The following is a 19,168-nucleotide window of genomic DNA, read 5'->3' on the forward strand; positions in this document are numbered from 1 at the left end:
GTCGGCCATGTTGAACCGTTGGGGACAACCTGTGCACAACTGCGCGACTATTTTGCATCTACGCAGATAAGAGCATCACAAAGGAGGTGGGGATCTGTGGATGCGAATTCGTTCGGCGTGTCGCCCGGGGTTGCCGTCTCGGGCGTGTTGTGTTGCGCCTGCGGGCCAGTCAGGTTAACAGCTGGTTAGCTTCGCTGTGTCGCGATCATCAATCAATGTTCGCCAGGAAACACAGCAACGCCCGGGTGAAGATCGATCATGGCTTCACCCGGGCGTATTGACGCTGTCGTTATTACTCGGCGACTACATTCAGCGACATCGCGACGCTCACGTCGGGGTGCAGGTGCACCGCCACGGCGTACGTCCCGGTCGCCTTGATGTGGGCCTTGGGCAGGTAGACGGTCCTCTTGTCGAGGTTCGGTCCGCCGGCCTTCTTGATGGCCGCCACGACGTCGGCGGGCGACACCGAGCCGAACAGCTTGCCGGCTCCAGCGGTGCGCACCGGCAATGCCACCGGGCCCAGCGTCTCGAGGGCGGACTTCAGTTCCTTGGCGTGGTCCAGGTCGCGGACGGTCTTGGTCTCGCGGGCCCGGCGGATCTCCTCGGCCTGGCGCTCGGCGCCACGCGACGCCACGATCGCCATGCCGCGGGGCAGCAGGAAGTTACGGCCGTAGCCGTCCTTCACCTCGACGGTGTCGCCGGCCGAACCCAGGTGGTCGACCTCAGCGGTCAGAATCAGTTTCATGTGAGTGTCTTTCCGTTCCGGTCTAGCGCGTCGCCGCGCTGAACGGCAGCAGAGCCACCTCGCGAGCGTTCTTGACCGCGATCGCGATGTCGCGCTGGTGCTGCACGCAGTTGCCGGTCACCCGGCGGGCACGGATCTTGCCGCGCTCGCTGATGTAGGTCCGCAGCAACGCGGTGTCCTTGTAGTCGATGATCTGGTTCTTGCCCTTCTTCGAGCAGAACGAACACTTGCGGGTCTTGATCGGCTTCTCAGGAGCCGGACGCCTCTTCGTGGAGGAGGACTTGGCCATGTCTGTCTCTTTCTCAGTGCTTGGAAATCAGTTGAATCAGAAGGGAGGTTCTTCGTCGGCGCCGCTGAACGAGCCCGATGCCGGGGCACTGCCCCACGGGTCGTCCTTCGGGCCGTCATTGGCGGGGGGACGGGAACCGCCGCCACCGCCTCCGCCGAACCCACCTCCGCCGCCGCCACTGCGGCTGGCCTTGTTGACCTTGGCCGTCGCGTACTTCAACGACGGGCCGATCTCGTCGACCTCGAGCTCGAAGACGGTGCGCTTCTCGCCCTCACGGGTTTCGTAGGACCGCTGCTTGAGGCGACCGGTCACGATCACCCGCGAACCGCGGGTGAGGCTCTCGGCCACGTTCTCGGCAGCCTCACGCCAGATGCTGCACCGCATGAAGAGCGGGTCGCCGTCCTTCCACTCATTGGTCTGACGGTCCATCATCCGAGGCGTGGACGCCACCGTGAAGTTGGCGACGGCGGCCCCGGACGGCGTGAAGCGCAGTTCGGGGTCGGCGGTCAGGTTTCCGACGATGGTGAGGTTGGTGTCACCAGCAGCCACGGGTCCTCCTGTAGTGGACGGTGTAGGTCGCAAGCGAGCCTACGGAAGCGCTCCGACGTGCACGGCCTGTTGGGGCCTAGTGCTTGTCGGTCCGCATCACCTTGGTCCGCAGGACGGACTCGTTGAGGCTGAGCTGGCGATCCAGCTCGGACACCGTGGCCGGTTCGGCCTTCACGTCGATGACGGCGTAGATGCCCTCGGGGTGCTTGAGGATCTCGTACGCCAACCGGCGACGGCCCCAGATGTCGATCTTCTCGACCGTGCCACCGTCCTTGCGGATGACGTTAAGGAACGTCTCCAGCGACGGAGCTACTGTCCGCTCATCGAGCGTGGGGTCGAGGATGACCATGATTTCGTATGGACGCATGTGGAACCCATCACCTCCTATGGTCGTGTGCGGCCACGGCGAGTCCGTGGCAGGAGGGTCGCCTGCGTCGGCAACCCGGCAAGGTTACAGCAGGACCGCCTGAGCAGCGAAATCGTGGGGCGGCCGGCAACCGACGCGCGTCGGTCAGCCGCCCTCCGCGGTGCGCTTGATGGCCGCCAGGGTCACCGGGATGCCTTCCTTGGCCGCCCGCGTCCGGATGACGATCTGCTCGTCCGCGTGCTCGCCGAACCGTCCGTGAAAGCCGCGAATGCCGTCGGGCAGGAAGGCCCACGATTCGGTGAGCCGCGTGGCACCTTCTGGGTCCTCGAGGGGCTGAAGGGTGAATCCCCAACGCACCCAACCTTCGTTGACCACCCATGAGAACTCGCGACCGGGTTTGGCGGCCACGACGCGGCTTCGCGTCTCCCACGTCCGTTGCCCGTCGTCGTTGCGACCGGTGAAGTACGCACCTACCGTCGGTCCGTCGCCCTCGTCCCACCAACACGCGCGGCACTGCGGGCTCCACTCACCCATCCGGGTGACGTCGGCGACCAGCGCATAGAGCCGGTCGGCGTCGAGGTCCACCACGACGGAGTCGCTGAACTCGGGATCGGTCATGTCCGCATCAGCTCCTGCTCGGGTTCTACGGTTGGCTCCGGCAATGGTGGCCGCAAACGAGTGGGCAGCCACCTCGGCTGCGCGTCGGGCGCGTGCTCGAACACCCCACCCGATGGATCGTCAACGCGTCCGCCATGGCGGACCAGGTCCAGCTCGGGACGGTAGATCTGGCGAATCACCAAGGCGCACAACGTCATCACCGCGATGTCACGCAGCAGCACCATCGCGGTGAACCACTCCTGCGGCAGGCCCATCTTCTGCTCACCAAACAGGTACAGCATCCGAGGCACCCATACGAGTGCGTCAATCGTCATCCATGCCAACAAGATTCGACGTTGCGGCAATGCGAGCACCGCCAGCGGCACCAGCCACAGCGAATACTGCGGACTCCACACCTTGTTGGTCAGCAGGAAGGCCGCGACGACGAGGAACGCCAGCTGCGCCAGCCGCGGACGCTGCTTGGCCGTCAGCCCGACATAGGCGATGCCGCAGAGGCACGCCGCGAACAGCACCGCCGTCACCGCATTCGTCACCGACGGCGGCTCCCAGAAGCCCAGGTTCGGGTCGAAGCCCCGCCAGCCGGTGAACGACTTCACGACGTTGTAGATCGAGTCCATGTCATCGCCACGCCGGGTGTTGAGCCGGAAGAACTCCGACCACCCCCGCGGGAACAGCACCATGATCGGCAGGTTGACCACCAACCACGTCACCACCGCGGTGGCGGCCGTCTTACCCACCTCACGCATCCGGCCGGTGCGCAGCCCGAGGATGACCATCGGCACGAGCAACAGCAGCGGATAGAGCTTGAGCGCCACCCCGATGCCGATCAGGGCACCGGCCAACGCTGGTCTTCGGTGGGCCCACGCCAGCATCGCGCCCGCCGCGCACGCCGTCGCCAGCGCGTCGAAGTTGGTGAAGATCTGGAAGATCACCAACGGTGAGGCCGCGACGAGTGCCGCGTCCCACACCCGTCGGCCCGCCAAGCGCACCGTCGCCCACACGGTCGCCAGCCACGCCAGCGCCAAGCCGAACGCGGCGATGTTGAAGAACATCACGACTTCGGCCACGACCGGCATCGAGACCAGCTTCGTCAACGCCGTGTACGTCTTCGCCAACGCCATCGACACGTACTGGTAGAGCCCCGTCAGAACCGGATACTCCATGTACCGAACGGCCGGGGTGCCGTCGTACTGCTTTGCCGGTGCACCCGTGGCGTCCTTCTCGATCCAGTACGACTTGTACGGAAACTTGCCCTGGCTCAGCAGTTCTGCGGTGTACAGCGGAACGGTGTCCGAGTAGCAGAGCTCGTAGTACGCACGCTGGTTCTCCCACACCGCGACCCGCTGATCGGCGGTGCCGGTACCCGTCGACTGAAGGCACGCCGCCTTCGTCGAATACCCCAGCGCGAGAAAGACGAGCGCGATCATGAGCATCACGCGCAGCGGCGTCATGAAGCGTGCCCTACCGATCAGCGCATGCCTGCCGACCGGGCCGCCGATCGCACCCGCCAGCGCCGCGCCGATGGTGTCCGTCCGGCTGGGCAGGTCGCGGTCGTCGTCGCTGCGCAGATCATCGGCCAGCGGCTCGGGGGACACCGTCGACGGACTCGGCTCCTGGCCGGTCACGGCGGAGGCGGCGGCGCAGTGATCGTCGGGGTTGGGGATGCCGCCGGATCACCGGGTGGTGGTGGCGGACCCGGAGGCGGCGCGGTGATCGTGGTGGGCGGGCCGAACGGGATCGTGATGCCCGGGCCCAACTCGATCGTCGGCTGAATCACCGTCTCGGAGGGCGGCGGCGGCGGAGGCGGCGGTGGGGGCGGCGGAGGTGCGACGGGCGGGCCCGCATAACCGCCGATTTCCGTCGGCTTCGGGAACGACTCGTTGTCGGTGCCCTCGAGTGCGCCGTCCATCGTGGCCTTCCAGATGTCCGACGGGATGCCCGACCCGTAGACCGATCCGCCCGACTTGTTCTCCAGCGGCTTGGTGCCTTCGGTGGTGCCGACCCAGACCGCCGTCGACAGCGACGGCGTGTAGCCGACCATCCAGGCGTCCCGGTTGGCGTCGGTGTCACCGAGCTGGTTGGTCCCGGTCTTGGCCGCGGACTGTCGGCCGCCGGCAAGGTTGTGGCCCCTGGAATAGCCGGCGATGGGCCGCATCGCGGAGGTGACGTTGTCGGCGACGGCCTTGTCGATCTTCTGCTCGCCGGGGTCGTCCTGCTGGGACGCATCGAAGAGCACCTGACCGTCGGAACGCACGACCTTCTGGATGAAGTGCGGCCGGTGGTAGACGCCCGAGTTCGCGAGCGTGGCGTAGGCCGAGGCCATGTCGATCACGCGAGACTGGTACTGGCCCAACACGATGCCGTTGTTCGGCGGTCCGCCCTGGCCGTCCTCGGACAGGGTGTGCTCGACGCCGGGGAAGCTCTCGGCAACGCCTGCCGTGTGCGCGGCGTCGGCGACGTCCTGCGGGCCGTTCTTCAGCTTCAGCATCAGCCGGTAGTAGCTGGTGTTCAGCGACTGTTTGAGCGCCTCGGCGATGTTGCACGTGCCGCAACCCTCACCCTCGACGTTGGTGATCTTGACGCCGTTCACCTCGACCGGCGAACTGTCCAGCTGATAGCCGAGCCCTATGCCCTGCTGCAGCGCGGCGAGGAGGGCAAAGACCTTGAACGACGATCCCGTCGGCAGGCCGGCCTGCGCGAAGTCGAAGCCGTTGGCGTCCGAACCGCCGTAGTACGCCCTCACCCCGCCGGTCTTCGGATCGATGGAGGCGACCGCGGTCCGCATGTCCGGGTCCTGGCCCTCCATGTACTCGGCCACCGCGTCCTGGGCGGCCTTCTGCGCCTTCGGGTCGATCGTCGTGGTGACCTGCAGGCCCTCGGTGTTCAACGTCTGTTCGTCGATGTTGAACAGGTCCATCAGTTCCTTGGTGACCCGCCGTTCGATCAGCCCGTTGGGTCCGGTGGTCTGATTCTGCGCACTGGCCTGGTCGGGTGAAACCGTCGGGGGAAACACCTGCGCGGCGCGGTCGCTGGGTGACAGAGCGCCCATCGTCACCATGCCGTCGAGCACCCAGTTCCACCGCTCCGCCGAGCCCTCGGGGTCGACGGCCGGATCCAGCGCGGACGGCTGCTGGATCAACGCCGCGAGCAGCGCGCCCTCGGCGACGTTGAGCTGCTCCACGGGCTTGCCGAAGTACGCCTGGGACGCCGCGGCGATGCCGTACGCGCCGCGACCGAAGTAGATGATGTTGAGGTACGACTCCAACACCTGGTCCTTGGACCACTCGCCGGACATCTTGGTCGAGATGACGAGCTCCTTGGCTTTTCGGACCAGACCACCCACGCCCGAGCGCGCGTCGCCGACGAGCGCGTTCTTGACGTACTGCTGCGTGATCGTCGATCCGCCCTGCAGATCGCCGCCGAAGATGTTGTTCTTGAACGCGCGCAGGAAGCCGGTGAAGGAGAACCCGGGGTTGGTGTAGAAGTCACGGTCTTCGGCCGCCATCACCGCGTTGCGCACCTGCACCGGAATCTGTTCGATGTCGACGTCGACCCGGTTGCCCTCTGGCGGCACGATCTTTGCGATTTCGCTGCCGTCGCTGGCGAGGATCGTCGACACCTGGTTGGTTCGGATGTCTCCGGGCTTCGGGATGTCGACGATCACGTAGGCCATCGCGAAGGTCACGATCGGCAGCAGGATGGCGAGCGCTAGCGCGACGAGCGATCCCCGGCGCACCCACTTCCAGTTGACGTGGAACTGGCGGCCCGGTCCCTTGCCCCCGGGTGGCCCGCCACCAGTGGGAGGTCCCGGCGGCGGCGGCTTCGGCGGTGGGGTGCCGTCCAGTGCAGCCTTGACGACGTCGATCGGGTCGCGGTACTGCGGCGGCGGTGCGCCGGTAACCGGCGGCAGGATCGTCGTCCTGCGGTCGTCGGCCGGAAAGGCCTCGCGCGACGCGCCGCGGGTCTGCGGGATCGCCCGCGTCGGGCCGTCCGACGGCGAGGGAGCCGAATGTCTCGGGGGCACGCCCGTACCGCCGGCCGAGGACCCCTTGCGGACGTCGTCGGCCGACTGTTCGTGTCGCCCTTCGCTATTCACTGGCCGTGCGCGCTCCAGAGCGCGCTGTCCGGGTGCCGCGCGCCTTCGGGGGACGTGGTGCGCCGAGCACGTATGACTTGACCAGGTGATTCCAACTGCACGTTCGGCATACCTCCACCACGTGCACCGCGAATTCGTCGAACTTGGCCGCCAGCATCACCAACTCCTCCGTGGTGCGGGCTGATCCGGACACGGCGCCGAGGTGATCGCCGAACACCCACGACACCAGCGTCAGCTGTTCCTTGCGACATATCGGACACATCACCTGACTGGTCTTGCCGTGAAATTTGGCGGCGCGCAGCAGATACGGATTGGCGTCACAGACCTCGGTGACACCGGTGCGTCCCGAGTACACCTCGGCCAGCAGGGACCGTCGCTTGAGCGCGTAGTCCACCACCTGTCGCTGCAATCGCACGGTGACCAGAGTACGTCGGCCCTGCCTCGGCGCAGCTTCGACTGTGCCCCTCTCCGGTCACGACCCGGCCCGGTTTGGCATCTGGTCTGCACCGATGGCACGCCAACTCCTACGATCTTGTCCGTGGCAGGAAGCTCTGGGCGACAGACGGCAAGTACACGGGCCAAGGACAGCGACCGCAACAACACGTGCCAGGTACTCGACAGCGCGCTCAGCGACGGACAACTGTCGATGGAGGAGCACCGCTCACGGGTGGCCGCGGCGACGACGGCATCCACCCTGGGCGACCTGCAACACCTGGTGGACGACCTTCAGACCGAGAACGCCCCGGTCCAGATGCCCGACCTGAGGAAGCCCTCGCGCCTGGCCAACGCCTCGGGGACCGTGGGCGGTGGGTGGGGCATGCGCGCCGCGGTCGCCGGCGTGCTGGTGGTGCTCGGCATCGCCATCGGCTGGGGGCTGTACGGCAACACGAGTTCGCCGCTGAGCTTCACCTCCGATCCCGGCGCCAAGTCCGACGGCATCCCCGCGAAGGTGCTGACCCCACCGAAGCAGCTGCAGTCACTGGGCGGGCTGAACGGCCTGCTCGAGCAAATGCGCCAGCGCTTCGGCGACACCATGGGATACCGCCTCACCATCTACCCGGAGTACGCCGTGCTGACCCGACCCGATCCCTCCGACGACCGGCGCACGCTGAGCTACACCTACCGCGGCGGATTCGACGACCCGTCGACGTCGACCAAGGGCAACGACGACGTGGTGGTCGACTTGGCCGCGTTCAACGTCGAGACCGCCGTCGGCATTCTGCGGGGCGCCGCCGAAACGGTCGGTCTTCAACAAAAGGACGTCGGCGCCGACAGCACCTACCTGAATATCGACCCGAGCCGTGATCCGCTGACCCCCGGCGCACTCGTGCTGCGAGCCAGCGTGTCCAGCGACTTCGGAAGCGGTGCGGTGACGTTCGCGGGCGACGGCACCATCAAGCGCATCGACAGCGCCGTCAGCTGACCTGCGGAGATCCTCCTGATTGGAGCGTTCTGCGCCACCGATGTAGCGTTGCATATATCGGTGCGATACAATACTGCGAGGTGTCGAAGCGTCGTAGCGACTGCGCAAAGGAGGTGATTCGGTGTTGGAGCTCGCCATTCTGGGACTTCTCCTCGAATCGCCCATGCACGGTTACGAGCTACGCAAGAGACTGACGGGCCTACTGGGAGCCTTTCGCGCGTTCTCATACGGTTCGCTGTATCCGGCGCTGCGCCGGATGCAGGCCGACGGACTCATCGTCGAGGAAGCCGCACCGGTGGGAACCGTCAAGGTTCGCCGGGCGCGACGCGTCTACGTGCTCACCGTCGCAGGCAAGAAGCGCTTCACGGAGCTCGTCGCCGACACCGGACCGCAGAACTACACCGACGACGGATTCGGCGTGCACCTGGCGTTCTTCAACCGCACCCCGGCCGAGGCCAGGATGCGCATTCTGGAAGGTCGCCGTCGTCAGGTGGAGGAACGCCGAGAGGGCCTGCGTGAAGCCATCGCGCGCGCCACCAACTCGCTCGACCGCTACACCCGCCAGCTACACCAACTCGGTCTCGAGTCCAGCGAGCGCGAAGTCAAGTGGCTCAACGATCTGATCGCGGCTGAACGCGTGGCCGCTCCAGGGCGCTCTGAACAGAACCCAGAGCAGCAGCCCTAAACCGTCCGCAGTGCAGTTACCAAAGTTTTTGGTAGGAGAAGGAGAACACGTCCCATGTCCGAAAACCCGTCGAATGAAGTCCGGGTCGCGATCGTCGGCGTCGGCAACTGCGCCTCCTCCTTGGTGCAGGGTGTGCAGTACTACCTCGACGCCGACGAGAACTCGACCGTCCCCGGCCTGATGCACGTCAAGTTCGGCAAGTATCACGTGCGCGACGTGAAGTTCGTCGCCGCGTTCGACGTGGACGCCAAGAAGGTCGGCTTCGACCTGTCCGAAGCGATCTTCGCGTCGGAGAACAACACCATCAAGATCGCCGACGTGCCGCCGGTGAACGTCACCGTGCAGCGCGGACCGACGCTGGACGGCATCGGCAAGTACTACTCCGAGACCATCGAGGTGTCCGACACCGAAGCCGTCGACGTCGTCAAGACGCTCAAGGACGCCAAGGTCGACGTGATGGTGTCCTACCTGCCCGTCGGTTCCGAAGAGGCCGACAAGTTCTACGCGCAGTGCGCCATCGATGCGGGTGTGGCGTTCGTCAACGCGCTGCCCGTCTTCATCGCCAGCGACCCGTTGTGGGCCAAGAAGTTCGAAGACGCCGGCGTGCCGATCGTCGGCGACGACATCAAGAGCCAGGTCGGCGCCACCATCACCCACCGCGTGATGGCCAAGCTGTTCGAGGACCGCGGCGTGCAGCTCGACCGCACCATGCAGCTCAACGTCGGCGGCAACATGGACTTTCTCAACATGCTCGAGCGTTCGCGCCTGGAGTCCAAGAAGATCTCCAAGACCCAAGCCGTCACCTCCAACCTGCAGCGTGAGTTCAACGCCAAGGACGTCCACATCGGCCCGTCCGATCACGTTGGCTGGCTCGACGACCGCAAGTGGGCCTACGTCCGCCTCGAGGGCCGCGCCTTCGGCGACGTGCCGCTGAACCTCGAGTACAAGCTCGAGGTGTGGGATTCGCCGAACTCCGCTGGCGTCATCATCGACGCGGTGCGTGCCGCGAAGATCGCCCTGGACCGTGGCATCGGCGGCCCGGTCGAGGCCGCGTCGGCGTACCTGATGAAGAGCCCGCCCAAGCAGATGGCCGACGACATCGCGCGCGCCGAGCTGGAAACCTTCATCGAGGGTTAACCCCGTCTCGGGATTTGTGCACCCGCGACCGCGGTGAGCGCGGGTACGGGTGCACGAATCGCGGTGGGTAAGGTCCGATTCGTGGTCAACGACGACGCACTGCCAGGCCTGGACGAGTTCGCCCTGCTGCCCGAGAACGCCGAACAGATCGGCGCGACGGGTCCGCTACCGCCCGTCGAGCGCGTCGAGTCCGGCCCCATCAGCGCCCTGCGATGGGGATCCGAGCCGCCCCAGCTCGTCTTCCTGCACGGCGGTGGCCAGAACGCCCACACCTGGGACACCGTCATCCTCGGACTCGGCCTGCCCGCACTGGCGATCGACCTGCCGGGTCACGGTCGCAGCGCGTGGCGCGAGGACGGTGACTACGGGCCCAAGCTCAACGCCGAGACTCTGCGGCCGATCCTGCGCGACTGGGCGCCCACGCCACGCCTGGTGATCGGCATGTCACTCGGCGGGCTGACCGCACTGCGCATCGCCGCCACCGAGCCGGCACTCGTTCCCGAGCTGGTGCTCGTCGACGTCACGCCATCGGCACCCGAGCGGCACGAGCAGATGACGCAGGCGCAGATGGGCACCGTCGCCCTGGTCCGCGGTGACCGCACCTTCCCCGGCTTCGCGGCCATGCTCGACGTGACCGTGGCTGCTGCGCCGCACCGCGACCGGAACTCGTTGCGCCGCGGCGTCTTCCACAACAGCAAGCAGCTCGACGACGGCACCTGGACGTGGCGCTACGACTCGTTCCGCAAGGGCGAGGGCTTCGAGGGACTGTGGGACGACGTGCCCTCGATCGCGATGCCGACCACGCTGGTGCGCGGGGCCAACTCCCACTTCGTCAACGACGAGGACGCCGAGGCGTTCGCCACGGGCGCCCCCGGCTTTCAGCGCACCCACGTAGTCGCCGACGCCGGCCACTCCGTGCAGGGCGATCAGCCCGCTGCGTTGGTCGCCCTGCTGCGAGGAGTCCTGGCGGGTTGACTGCGTAAGACTCCGTTCACCTCGTGCTTGACAGCTGATCACCAGGATTCCGTAGGTTTGCCACGATCTGGCCACAGCCCGGCCGGATAGTCGCTGGAAGGATCCACCCTGCATGGCTCTTCTGCCATTGAACCTGTTCGTGTCCCATGACGGCCGGTCGTCGCGGCAGCGCGTGACATGCCGCTACAAGTGCGCCGGCGCGTGCTCACATCCCGCCCCGAACACCAGCGGCAACGAGTACTTCGGCGACGTGGTCCGACAGGCGATGTCCCGACGCGCGGCCCTACGCGCTGGCGCCGTGACCGTACTGGCGGTAGGTGCAGGATCCGCCCTCGCCGCCTGCTCCCGTAACGAATCATCCAATGCCGCAACGACCTCCGCGGATGCCAAGCCGGTCACCGCGCCTGGGATGAACTTCGCCGCGATCGCGCCGAACACCGAGGACGTCGTTGTCATCCCCGACGGATACCAGCAGTCGGTGGTCATCAGCTGGGGTGACCCCGTGCTTCCCGGCGCGCCGGCATTCGACGTGAAGAATCAGACCGCCGAGGCGCAACGCGGACAGTTCGGGTTCAACAACGACTTCGCCGGACTGCTGCCGATCGAGGGCACCCCCGGTCACTTCCTGCTGGTCGTCAATCACGAGTACACGACCGAACAGTTCATGCACCCCGGTTACGACGCCGACCAACCGACCCGGCAGCAGTTCGACATCGCCGTCGCCGCGCACGGATTGACCGTCGTCGAGGTCGAACGCACGCCAGACGGGCTCAAGCCGGTGATGGGTCGCTACAACCGCCGGATCACCGCCGACACACCGTTCGCCCTCACCGGCCCCGGCGCAGGCACCGACTTCGTCAAGACGGCTGCCGACCCCACCGGTCGCACGGTGGCAGGGACGTTCGCCAACTGTGCGGGCGGAGTCACGCCGTGGGGCACGGTGCTCTCCGGCGAGGAGAACTTCAACGGCTACTTCGGCGCCACCGAGGGTGCCCCCGGCCCCAGCCCGGTCATCAGCGATCAGTTCAAGCGCTACGGCATCAAACCCGAAGCCTCGGAACGCAAGTGGGAGACCTTCGACCTGCGCTTCGACGTAGCCAAGACACCCAACGAGGTCAACCGATTCGGCTACGTCGTGGAGCTCAACCCGTGGGACCCCGCATCGACGCCGGTGAAGCACACGGCGATGGGCCGGCTCAAGCACGAGGGCGCCACCATCTTCGTCACCGACGACGGCACGGTGGTCTCGTACACCGGTGACGACGAACGCTTCGACTACATGTACAAGTTCTTGTCCAGCAGGAAGATTCAACCGGGTCGCGACGCGGCGGCGATGGCGAACAACCTCACCGTGCTCGACGAGGGCACGCTCTACGTCGCCAAGCTCACCAGCGACATCCCGGCAGGCGAGATCGACGGCTCGGGCAAGCTGCCCGCCGCTGGGGCGTTCGCGGGCAGCGGCACATGGCTTCCGCTGCTGCGATCGGGCCCCAACGGCACGGGTGAGTCCCTCGTCGCGGGCATGACCCCGCAGGAGGTGGCCGTGTTCACGCGATTCGCCGCGGACAAGGCCGGCGCCACCAAGATGGACCGGCCGGAGGACTTCGAGGCCAACCCGAAGACCGGCAAGGTGTACGTCGCGCTGACCAACAACGACGAGCGCGGCGTCCCCGGCGAGGCGCGACCGGACGCGGCCAACCCCCGCAACGACAACAAGAGCGGGCAGATCCTGGAACTCACCGACGAGCACGCGGGCACCACGTTCACATGGAATCTCCTTCTCGTGTGCGGAGATCCGGCGGCGGCGGACACGTACTACGGCGGCTTCGACAAGACCAAGGTCAGTCCCATCTCCTGCCCGGACAATCTCGCGTTCGACAGCCACGGCAACCTGTGGATCTCGACGGACGGCAACGCGCTCGACTCCAACGACGGGCTGTTCGCCGTCGCGCTCGACGGACCCAACCGCGGCGAGACCAAGCAGTTCCTGACCGTGCCGCTCGGCGCGGAGACCTGCGGCCCGGTCGTCACCGACGATCTGGTGACGGTCTGCGTACAACATCCCGGCGAGAGTGACGACAACAGCCTCGACGACCCGTTGTCCCGGTGGCCGGAGGGCGACAACGGCACCGCGCGGCCGTCGGTGGTCGCGGTGTGGCGGGACTCCGGGAAGATCGGCGTGTAGGACGGGCCTAACGTGGAAGCCATGAGCTTCCCCACCCGCATCGGCGTCCAACTTCAACCACAGCACTCCCCCAACTACGGCCATCTGCGCAACGCGGTCATGCGCTGCGAGGACATGGGCGTGGACGTCGCCTTCAACTGGGACCACTTCTACCCGCTGTACGGCGATCCCGACGGTGCGCACTACGAATGCTGGACCATGCTCGGCGCGTGGGCCGAGCAGACGTCGCGCATCGAGATCGGCGCACTGGTGACCTGCAACTCCTACCGCAACCCGGAACTCCTGGCCGACATGGCGCGAACCGTCGACAACATCTCCGACGGCCGGCTGATCCTCGGCATCGGTTCGGGCTGGAAGCGACGAGACTACGACGAGTACGGCTACGACTTCGGCACCGTGGGTAGCCGGCTCGACGACCTCGCGTCCGCCCTCCCGCGCATCACGTCACGGCTCGGCAGGCTCAATCCCGCACCCCTGCGCGACATCCCGATCCTCATCGGCGGGCAGGGCGAGAAGAAGACCCTGCGTCTGGTCGCCGAGTACGCCCACATGTGGCACGGGTTCACCACTGCCGAGACCTACCCCGGCAAGGCCGCGGTCCTCGATCGGCACTGCGCCGAACTCGGTCGTGACGCTTCGAGCATCGAGCGCTCGGCGGGCGTGGAGAACACCAGCGGCGTCGCGCGCGGCGAGCGCCTCGACGCCCTGCTCGCCAACGCCGACGCACTCGTCGGCCTCGGGGTCAGCCTGCTGACCGTCGGCGTCAACGGCCCCGACTACGACCTCGGCACCGCGGAGGCGCTATGCCGGTGGCGGGATGGACGCGCCTGACCCTAAGCGGCCGAACACGTCCCGCACCAGCGGCGACGTGAGAAACTGACCGCGCCATGCCCAAGAAGTACGGGGTCAAAGAGAAGGACCTGGTCGTCTCCCATGTCGTGAACCAGGTCCTCACTGGCAAGCTGCGCACCGGAGATCGCTTGGACCGCAACGAGATCGCCGAACAGCTCGGGCTGAGCCGGGTTCCCGTGCAAGAAGCGGTGGCCGAACTGGAGCAGATCGGCCTGGTGTCCACGCGGTACCACCGCGGTGCCTTCGTCGAACGTTTCGACGAAGGCGTGATCCGCGAGCACCACGAGATCTACGGCGTGCTCAACGGCGTCTCCTCCGCCCGGGCCGCCCGCGATCACCGGCCGAAGATCGTCGACGAGCTTCGGGCCACGCTCGACGCGTTGCGCACCAGCAGGGAGTCTCGCGCGTTTCACGAACATACGTGGCGGTACCGCGAGACCGTCAACGCCGAGTACGCCGGGCCCCGCCTCAAGGCCGCCATCCGCGCCTCCACCACGTTCATGCCGCGGACGTTCTGGACCGCGTACCTGGGCAGTCACGACGAACTGCTCCCGTTCTACGTCACGGAGACCGCCGCGATCGGCGACGGAGACCCCGACGCGGCGCGGGCGGCCTGCGCCGGCCGGGCCGAGGTGATGGGTCGGATCATGCTCGCGGAGTTGATCCGGCGCAGGGTGTTGCGACCCTCGCAGCCGCCGGTTGCGTTCTGAAAGAGTCCAACTGCCCGCATCCGGAGTCGCGAACGTTAAGTTTCGATGATGACCGGCGAGCGAATGTACAAGGGTGTCGTCGTCGCACTGGTAGCTCTCTTCATGGCGACGATGGGGCTGGCCCCCACGGCAGGCGCGGACGTCGACCAGTGCGCACCACCCGGGGTCGAGAGCGCCAGCGCGCTGCCCACCAATCTGGCCTCGGCAGCGAAGGGTCCCGACGCGGACAAGTACACGACGCCGAACGTCGAGCCCCTGCCGGTGGACGTCAACGCCCTGCGGCTCGGCACTCCTGGCGTGCTGACCGTCGGCACCCTCTCGGACGCACCCCCGAGCATCTGCATCGACACCCAAGGCCAGTTCACCGGCTTCGACAACGAGCTGCTGCGCGCCGTCGCCGACAAGCTCGGGCTGAAGGTGAACTTCGTCGGCACCGACTTCTCCGGCCTGCTCGCGCAGGTGGCGTCGCGGCGCTTCGACGTCGGCTCGTCGTCGATCACCACCACCGACGCCCGGCGGCAGACCGTCGGGTTCACCAACGGCTACGACTTCGGCTACTTCTCGCTCGTCGTTCCGCCGGGGTCGCCGATCACGGGCTTCTCGCAGCTGGCCGCCGGGCAGCGCATCGGCGTGGTGCAGGGCACCGTCCAGGAGGCGTACGTCGTCGACACCCTGGGCCTGGACCCGGTGAAGTTCCCCGACTACAACACCGTTTACGCCAGTCTGAAGACCCGTCAGATCGACGCCTGGGTGGCGCCCTCGCAACAGGCGGTCGGCACGGTGCAAGCGGGTGATCCCGCGCAGATCGTCGAGAACACCTTCAGCTTGGACAACTTCGTGGCCTACGCGGTGGCCAAGGAGAACGAGCCGTTGATCGACGCCCTCAACGCCGGGCTCGACGCCGTGATCGCCGACGCCACGTGGGCGAAGCTGTACTCCGACTGGGTGCCACGCGCCCTGCCGCCCGGCTGGAAGCCCGGCTCGAAGGCGGCGCCCACACCCCAGTTGCCCGACTTCGCCGCGATCGCGGCGAGCAGGGAACCGGCCGCCGACAATTCCGGCGTCGCTCCGAAATCGGTTCTGCGACAGCTGAAGGACTCCTTCCTCGACTGGGAGTTGTACAAGAAGGCGATACCCGACCTGTTCAAGACGGGATTGCCGAACACCCTGATCCTGACGGTGTGCGCCAGCGTCATCGGGCTGGTGCTCGGAATGGGCCTCGCGATCGCGGGCATCTCCCGCGCACGGTGGCTGCGGTGGCCGGCGCGGGTGTACACCGACGTGTTCCGCGGACTGCCCGAGGTGGTGATCATCCTGATCATCGGATTGGGCGTCGGACCCATCGTGGGCGGGCTGACCGGCAACAACCCCTACCCGCTGGGCATCGCGGCGCTCGGGTTGATGGCGGCGGCCTACATCGGCGAGATCCTCCGCTCGGGCATTCAGAGCGTGGAGGCGGGACAGTTGGAGGCCTCGCGTGCACTGGGTTTCAGCTACTCGCTGTCGATGCGCCTGGTCGTCGTGCCGCAGGGCATTCGCCGCGTGCTGCCTGCCCTGGTCAACCAGTTCATCTCGCTGCTGAAGGCCTCGTCGCTGGTGTACTTCCTCGGCTTGATCGCCAGCCAGCGCGAGCTGTTTCAGGTGGGCCGCGACCTCAACGCGCAGACCGGCAACCTGTCACCCCTGGTCGCGGCCGGACTGTTCTACCTCGCGCTGACGATCCCGCTGACGCACCTGGTCAACTACATCGACAACCGCCTGCGACGCGGCCGACCCGCGGCCGATTCCGCGGATCCGGCCAGCCCAGCCGCAGCCCAGGAGATGGTGTGAGCTCCCCCGCCAAGTTCGAGCCAGTCTCACTGGCGGCCAACGACATTCACCTGGCGTTCGGCCCAAACGCCGTGCTGCGCGGCATCGACCTCGACGTACCGGCCGGCACCACTACAGCCGTGATCGGCCCGTCGGGATCCGGCAAGTCCACCCTGTTGCGGGCGCTGAACAGGTTGTACGAGCCCGATCGGGGCGACATCCTGCTCGACGGCCGATCGGTGTTGAAGGACAACCCCGACGAGTTGCGTCAGCGCATCGGGATGGTGTTCCAGCAATTCAACCTGTTCCCCCACCGGACCGTGCTGGACAACGTCACACTGGCGCCCCGCAGACTCAAACGCCTCGACGCGGACGCGGCGCGCGAACTCGGCCTCGCCCAACTGGAGCGAGTGGGGTTGCGGCACAAGGCCGATGTCCGACCAGCCACCCTGTCCGGTGGACAGCAGCAGCGGGTCGCGATCGCGCGCGCCCTGGCGATGAAACCTCAGGTGATGTTCTTCGACGAGGCCACCTCGGCGCTCGATCCCGAACTGGTCAAGGGGATCCTGGCGCTGATCGCCGAGCTCGGTGACGACGGAATGACAATGGTGGTGGTAACCCACGAGATGGGGTTCGCACGGTCCGCCGCGGACGCGGTCGTTTTCATGGATCACGGCAAGGTTGTCGAAAGCGGGACGCCCGAGCGGCTTTTCGACGACGCCGAGACCGACCGGCTCCGCCAGTTTCTGTCGCAGGTGCTCTAGCGGCCCGGCGCGGGCAATGACGTGGCGCTGACCGACAGGTGTCCATCCGCGACAGTTCAGTTAAATCACCGCATGTCGAGGTTGTGACAGACCGTGACAGGTTAGACTAGCGAATTATGGTAGAGACCGAACCGCAGGTCACTGAGCTGGCCGGAGAGCTGCAGCAGGTGCTCTCCAAGCTCTTCTCCGTCCTGCGTCGGGGCGATTCCAATCGCAACACCCCGGAGGGCGGTGCCGACCTGACCCTGGCGCAGCTGTCGATCCTCTTGACGCTGCTCGACCTCGGTCCGATCCGGATGACGGAACTCGCAGCACACGAGCGCGTGCGCACGCCGACGACCACGGTCGCGATCCGTCGGCTCGAGAAGCTGGGCCTGGTCAAGCGGTCTCGCGATCCCTCCGATCTGCGCGCCGTCCTGGTCGACGTCACCCCCCGCGGGCTCGTTCAGCACCGCGAGGCACTGGCCACCCGGCGCGCCCAGATCGCAGCGATGCTGAGCAAGCTCAGCCCGGAGGAACGCGAGACGTTGGCCAATGCCCTTGCGCCGCTGGCGCGGTTGGCCGAACAGGGCGGCTAGCTCTTCGGGATTTAGCCCAGCCAGTCCAGCACCGCCGCGGCGGTCCACGACTGCTGCATGCTGCCCAGCGGCTCCCCGGTGAACGGTTCGTAGTACTCGGCGAACGTGCCGTCGCTGGCCTGCCGGAGTCCTTCCCGTCGCAGGTTCGACGAGCGTTCCGCCCAGCCGCGGCGCGCGAAGCACCACGAGAACAACCACGTCACCACCGGCCAGACCGGGCCGCGCCAGTACTCACGCGCCCGGAAGTCGCGCGACACCGGGGACGTCGAGGGGATCAGGCAGTACTTGAGATCGGGGTGTCCGCAGAACCGCGGACCCTCGAGCAGTCGCAACAGCGCGCGTTCCCTGTCGTGCGGCAGGCCGCCACACAGCAGCGGAGAGAACTGCGCAACCGTCTCGGTGGAGATCCGCCTCTTGGCGCGAAGGTCGTAATCCCTTGCCGCACCGCTGCGTTCGTCCGACGTCTCGACGACGCCCTTGCGGAACCGCTCGGCCCAGGCGTAGAGGTCGCGGACGTCGGCGTGCGGGCGCTTGTAGTCCTCGCCGATCTCTGCCAGCACCGTGCAGGCAACCGACAGGATCGCCGAGACGAAGACGTCCTCGACGGCGAAGCTCATCACCTTGGGCAGCAGCTGGTCGTCGTAATTGACCGACTTCATCTCCTCGACGAGCCACATGTACCGGTCGTACTCCACGTCCGATGGGCGCTGAGACGCGTCGGTGACGATGGTGTTGTCCTCGCGCTGATATTCGGGCACGACGCCGGGAACCACGTTCTCGTACGCCGCATCCCACCGAGGCGAGTTGTCCATGCCGGACTCCCAGCCGTGATAAATCGTGACGCGGCCGCGCGAATCGGGATCACGCGCTTCGGCCAACCAGCGATGCCAGCGGACCAGGTCGCCCCAGCGGCGGTCGAGGAACGCCTCTGCCACCGCCCGCGTGGAGCGGCCCCGCGTACGGGCGCGGTCCAGGATGCGTTGGACCGCGATCGCGTGCACCGGCGGCTGCGTGATCCCCGACGTGTGCCGACTGCGCGGCGCGTTGACCGCCAGCGCCGACGTCGCCCACCGTGCGGGGCCTGGGAAGTATCCGTCGACGCCGTTGGCGAACACGATGTGCGGGATCATCCCGTTGCTCCACTGCGCAGACAGCAGGGTGTCCAGCTCGACGACCGCCCGCTCGACGCTCAGCGGGGCGAGCCCGATCGACACGAATGCCGCGTCCCAACTCCACATGTGCGGGTACAGCAGCGGTGCGGCGGTGGTCATCACGCCGAGGTCATTGCCACGCAGCAGATACGCGGCGCGGGCCGCTAGCTGAGTGGGCGCGAAGCTCGAATCGGGAGGCATCGGATCAATCATGCGACGTCGGCGGCAAGCGCGC

At 66.9% G+C, this 19,168-nt stretch carries 19 protein-coding genes; 10 read left to right on the top strand and 9 right to left on the bottom strand.

Features of this window, described 5'->3' with window-relative positions:
* Positions 1-292 precede the first annotated feature (292 nt).
* The 8 genes from rplI to VET27_RS22365 all read right to left on the bottom strand — a co-directional run bounded on the left by rplI (position 293) and on the right by VET27_RS22365 (position 7,079).
* Entirely contained in the window at positions 293-745 is a 453-nt protein-coding gene (gene rplI, locus VET27_RS22330) for a 50S ribosomal protein L9 (RefSeq protein ID WP_526521790.1), read from the bottom strand.
* A 22-nt stretch (positions 746-767) separates the two neighbouring features.
* On the bottom strand, positions 768-1,034 hold the full coding sequence (gene rpsR, locus VET27_RS22335) for a 30S ribosomal protein S18 (RefSeq protein WP_140689895.1): 267 nt from the start codon (positions 1,032-1,034) through the stop codon (positions 768-770).
* A gap of 36 nt (positions 1,035-1,070) precedes the next feature.
* Positions 1,071-1,583, bottom strand: coding sequence for a single-stranded DNA-binding protein (gene ssb, locus VET27_RS22340; protein ID WP_526521791.1), 513 nt, complete (start codon positions 1,581-1,583; stop codon positions 1,071-1,073).
* Positions 1,584-1,659: 76 nt separating this feature from the next.
* Entirely contained in the window at positions 1,660-1,950 is a 291-nt protein-coding gene (rpsF, locus tag VET27_RS22345) for a 30S ribosomal protein S6 (RefSeq protein ID WP_140689897.1), read from the bottom strand.
* A 144-nt stretch (positions 1,951-2,094) separates the two neighbouring features.
* Positions 2,095-2,568, bottom strand: coding sequence for an SRPBCC family protein (locus tag VET27_RS22350; RefSeq protein WP_526521792.1), 474 nt, complete (start codon positions 2,566-2,568; stop codon positions 2,095-2,097).
* Complete coding sequence (locus VET27_RS22355) at positions 2,565-4,193, bottom strand: glycosyltransferase family 87 protein (RefSeq protein WP_526521793.1); 1,629 nt, start codon at positions 4,191-4,193, stop codon at positions 2,565-2,567. Before VET27_RS22355 ends, VET27_RS22350 begins: the two co-directional genes overlap by 4 nt.
* Complete coding sequence (locus VET27_RS22360; RefSeq protein ID WP_526521856.1) at positions 4,190-6,541, bottom strand: transglycosylase domain-containing protein; 2,352 nt, start codon at positions 6,539-6,541, stop codon at positions 4,190-4,192. Before VET27_RS22360 ends, VET27_RS22355 begins: the two co-directional genes overlap by 4 nt.
* A gap of 115 nt (positions 6,542-6,656) precedes the next feature.
* Positions 6,657-7,079, bottom strand: a complete 423-nt coding sequence (locus tag VET27_RS22365) for a DUF5318 domain-containing protein (protein ID WP_140689900.1) — start codon at positions 7,077-7,079, stop codon at positions 6,657-6,659.
* Positions 7,080-7,202: 123 nt separating this feature from the next.
* Between VET27_RS22365 and VET27_RS22370 the strand changes: the two genes are divergently transcribed.
* The 10 genes from VET27_RS22370 (at position 7,203) to VET27_RS22415 (ending at position 17,782) form a co-directional block, all read left to right on the top strand.
* Entirely contained in the window at positions 7,203-8,087 is an 885-nt protein-coding gene (locus VET27_RS22370; RefSeq protein WP_526521794.1) for a DUF1707 domain-containing protein, read from the top strand.
* A gap of 121 nt (positions 8,088-8,208) precedes the next feature.
* A complete protein-coding gene (locus tag VET27_RS22375; protein WP_526521795.1) occupies positions 8,209-8,772 on the top strand; it encodes a PadR family transcriptional regulator in 564 nt (187 codons plus the stop codon).
* A gap of 54 nt (positions 8,773-8,826) precedes the next feature.
* Positions 8,827-9,909, top strand: a complete 1,083-nt coding sequence (locus VET27_RS22380; protein ID WP_526521796.1) for an inositol-3-phosphate synthase — start codon at positions 8,827-8,829, stop codon at positions 9,907-9,909.
* A gap of 81 nt (positions 9,910-9,990) precedes the next feature.
* Positions 9,991-10,884 carry an Rv0045c family esterase gene (locus VET27_RS22385; RefSeq protein WP_526521797.1) on the top strand — a complete coding sequence of 298 codons (894 nt, stop codon included), beginning with the start codon at positions 9,991-9,993 and terminating at the stop codon, positions 10,882-10,884.
* A 112-nt stretch (positions 10,885-10,996) separates the two neighbouring features.
* A complete protein-coding gene (locus VET27_RS22390; protein WP_526521798.1) occupies positions 10,997-13,069 on the top strand; it encodes a PhoX family protein in 2,073 nt (690 codons plus the stop codon).
* A gap of 21 nt (positions 13,070-13,090) precedes the next feature.
* On the top strand, positions 13,091-13,900 hold the full coding sequence (locus tag VET27_RS22395; RefSeq protein ID WP_526521799.1) for an LLM class F420-dependent oxidoreductase: 810 nt from the start codon (positions 13,091-13,093) through the stop codon (positions 13,898-13,900).
* Positions 13,901-13,956: 56 nt separating this feature from the next.
* Entirely contained in the window at positions 13,957-14,631 is a 675-nt protein-coding gene (locus VET27_RS22400; protein ID WP_526521800.1) for a GntR family transcriptional regulator, read from the top strand.
* A gap of 63 nt (positions 14,632-14,694) precedes the next feature.
* Positions 14,695-16,461 carry an ABC transporter substrate-binding protein/permease gene (locus tag VET27_RS22405; protein ID WP_526521857.1) on the top strand — a complete coding sequence of 589 codons (1,767 nt, stop codon included), beginning with the start codon at positions 14,695-14,697 and terminating at the stop codon, positions 16,459-16,461.
* Positions 16,458-17,204: an amino acid ABC transporter ATP-binding protein gene (locus VET27_RS22410; RefSeq protein WP_526521801.1), complete on the top strand. Its 747-nt coding sequence runs from the start codon at positions 16,458-16,460 to the stop codon at positions 17,202-17,204. Before VET27_RS22405 ends, VET27_RS22410 begins: the two co-directional genes overlap by 4 nt.
* Before the next feature lie 116 nt (positions 17,205-17,320).
* Positions 17,321-17,782 (top strand): MarR family winged helix-turn-helix transcriptional regulator, encoded by a 462-nt coding sequence (locus VET27_RS22415; protein WP_526521802.1) that lies wholly within the window; start codon positions 17,321-17,323, stop codon positions 17,780-17,782.
* A gap of 11 nt (positions 17,783-17,793) precedes the next feature.
* Here VET27_RS22415 and ggh read toward each other — a convergent pair whose 3' ends face one another.
* Positions 17,794-19,134 carry a glucosylglycerate hydrolase gene (ggh, locus tag VET27_RS22420; RefSeq protein ID WP_526521803.1) on the bottom strand — a complete coding sequence of 447 codons (1,341 nt, stop codon included), beginning with the start codon at positions 19,132-19,134 and terminating at the stop codon, positions 17,794-17,796.
* Positions 19,135-19,168 lie beyond the last annotated feature (34 nt).

Source organism: Mycobacterium sp. (assembly GCF_035633495.1).
GTDB lineage: Bacteria > Actinomycetota > Actinomycetes > Mycobacteriales > Mycobacteriaceae > Mycobacterium.

Excerpts from the sequence above, each read along its gene's own strand:
- rplI (WP_526521790.1), bottom strand. The coding sequence starts at position 745 with ATGAAACTGATTCTGACCGCTGAGGTCGACCACCTGGGTTCGGCCGGC.
- rpsR (WP_140689895.1), bottom strand. The coding sequence starts at position 1,034 with ATGGCCAAGTCCTCCTCCACGAAGAGGCGTCCGGCTCCTGAGAAGCCG.
- rpsF (WP_140689897.1), bottom strand. The coding sequence starts at position 1,950 with ATGCGTCCATACGAAATCATGGTCATCCTCGACCCCACGCTCGATGAG.
- VET27_RS22350 (WP_526521792.1), bottom strand. The coding sequence starts at position 2,568 with ATGACCGATCCCGAGTTCAGCGACTCCGTCGTGGTGGACCTCGACGCC.
- VET27_RS22380 (WP_526521796.1), top strand. The coding sequence starts at position 8,827 with ATGTCCGAAAACCCGTCGAATGAAGTCCGGGTCGCGATCGTCGGCGTC.
- VET27_RS22390 (WP_526521798.1), top strand. The coding sequence starts at position 10,997 with ATGGCTCTTCTGCCATTGAACCTGTTCGTGTCCCATGACGGCCGGTCG.
- VET27_RS22395 (WP_526521799.1), top strand. The coding sequence starts at position 13,091 with ATGAGCTTCCCCACCCGCATCGGCGTCCAACTTCAACCACAGCACTCC.
- VET27_RS22400 (WP_526521800.1), top strand. The coding sequence starts at position 13,957 with ATGCCCAAGAAGTACGGGGTCAAAGAGAAGGACCTGGTCGTCTCCCAT.
- VET27_RS22405 (WP_526521857.1), top strand. The coding sequence starts at position 14,695 with ATGTACAAGGGTGTCGTCGTCGCACTGGTAGCTCTCTTCATGGCGACG.
- VET27_RS22415 (WP_526521802.1), top strand. The coding sequence starts at position 17,321 with ATGGTAGAGACCGAACCGCAGGTCACTGAGCTGGCCGGAGAGCTGCAG.
- ggh (WP_526521803.1), bottom strand. The coding sequence starts at position 19,134 with ATGCCTCCCGATTCGAGCTTCGCGCCCACTCAGCTAGCGGCCCGCGCC.